Raw genomic sequence first — 2,089 nt, forward strand, 5'->3', positions numbered from 1 at the left:
GGTACGGCGGCGGGTCCTCGACCAGGCGGGGACCCTCCAGCCGCCGGGCCAGCTCGGACAGGGCCAGCTGGGTCTCCAGCCGGGCCAGCGGCGCGCCGAAGCAGCTGTGGATACCGCTGCCGAACCCGAGGTGCTGGATGTCCCCGCGGTCCGGGTCGAACCGCTCGGGGTCCTCGAACCGCTCCGGGTCCCGGTTGCCCGCGGCGAGCACCAGCCAGATCCGCGAGCCCTTGGGGATCGTGACCCCGCGCACCTCGATGTCGGCGATGCACGTGCGCTGCGGCACCAGCTGCACCGGCGGTTCGTACCGCAGCAGCTCCTCCACGATGTTGACCGACAGGGCCGGGTCCGCCCGCAGCCGCTGGAGGACGTCCGGGTGGCGCAGCAGCGTGAGCATGCCGTTGGTGATCAGGTTGACGGTCGTCTCGTGGCCGGCGATCAGCAGCAGCACCGCGGTGCTGAGCACCTCCATCATCGTCATGGAGCCCTCCGGGCCCCGGCTGTCGACGAGGTCGGACAACAGGTCGTCGCGCGGTTCCTTGGTGCGCTGCTCGACCAGTCCGGCCAGGTACATGCCGAGCTGCATCCGGGCTTCCTGCGCCTTCTCCCGGAACGCGTCGTCCGCGCCCTGCCGCACCTCGGGGTCGAGGCTCGCGACCAGCGGATCGACCCAGGCACGGAACCGCGGCTCGTCCTCCCGGGGCACCCCGAGCAGCCGGCAGATCATCGTGACCGGGAAGGGGTAGGCGAACTGGTCGACCAGGTCGACCTGCCGCGCGTCCCCGAAACCGTCGATCAGTCCGGTGACGACCTCCCGCATCTCGGCGCGCAGGCCGTCGATGCGCCGCGGCCGGTGCGGCGGTCCGAAGGCGCTGTTCGCGATGCGCCGCAGCCGGTCGTGTTCGGGCGGGTCGAGGCGCAGGAACGACGGCGGCAGCCCTCCCGTCTCCTCCGTCTGGCCCAGCTCGTCGTCCCCGGCGGCGGCCAGGTTGGCGGCGTCGGAGCTGATCCGCGGATCGTGGAGGAGCGCCTTGATGTCGTAGTACGAGCTGATGATGTACGGGCCACCCTCCTCTTCGTGGAGCACCGGTGTCCGGCGGAGTTCCGCGTACACCGGATAGGGGTCGGCGCGGTTGGCGAAGTCGGTGATCTGGCGCAACATCGAGGCGTGCGGCATGGCGGTTCCTTGGAGCGTGCGGGCCGTGGGCGGCGGTCAGTGGCGGGCGGGGTGGAAGACCAGCTGCTGGTCGGCCGGCGAGTAACCGCTCAGGGTCACCATGGGGCCGTGCGTCGGCAGGGACGGGTCGGGGAAGCCGGCCGGCACCGGCTGCCGGTTCTCCGGACGCCGGTCCATCGTCGGGAACTCCACCGGAAACGGCGCTCCCCGCTCGATCTGCGCCTGGTAGAACTCCAGCCACCGCGTGTTGTCGAAGGTCACGGCGGCCACGATCCTTCCCTTGTACCCGTAGACGCCGGCGAACCGGCGTTCGGCCAGGGAGCCCTGCGTGATCATCAGTTCCTCGCCCATGGGCGGCACCCCGACCGACTTGATGTTCACCCCGAACATCGAGGACCAGAAGGCCGGCATCCACAGGTGCGGGCGCCGGTCGGCGCCCCGGCAGATCATGTTGTGCGCGGCGGTCTCCGCCTGGGCGACGGCGTTGCCCCAGTGCTCCAGCGAGAGGAACTGGTAGCCGAAGAGCGCGTGCGGGGAGCGCGCGACGTCACCGGCCACGAAGACGTCGTCGGTGACGATGCCCCGGAAGTCGAACGCCCGGCAGCCCGCGTCACACGCGATGCCCCGGGGCCCGGAGCCCAGCCCCGACCCGGTCAGCCACTCGGTGTTGCGCACCGACCCCAGCGAGACCACGACCACGTCCGTCTCGACCACGCTCTCGTCCGACAGGTGGACCGCCCGCACCCGGCCGGCCGAGTCGCCCTCCAGGGCGGTGACCGTGACATGGGTGCGCAGGTCCACGCCGTTCTCGAGCTGCAGGTCGGCCGCGACCGCGCCGACGACCCCGCCGAGCGCGCCCACCAGCGGCGCCCCCGCCCGTTCCGCCACGGTGACCGGCAGACCCATCTCCCG

At 71.9% G+C, this 2,089-nt stretch carries 2 protein-coding genes; both read right to left on the reverse strand.

What is annotated here, in order from left to right:
• A partial coding sequence (locus IE312_RS00510; RefSeq protein ID WP_229898805.1) for a cytochrome P450 occupies nucleotides 1–1,177 on the reverse strand: 1,177 nt, incomplete at its 3' end.
• A 36-nt stretch (nucleotides 1,178–1,213) separates the two neighbouring features.
• A partial coding sequence (locus IE312_RS38330; protein ID WP_229898807.1) for an FAD-dependent oxidoreductase occupies nucleotides 1,214–2,089 on the reverse strand: 876 nt, incomplete at its 5' end.

This window comes from Streptomyces capoamus (assembly GCF_014654935.1).
GTDB lineage: Bacteria > Actinomycetota > Actinomycetes > Streptomycetales > Streptomycetaceae > Streptomyces > Streptomyces capoamus.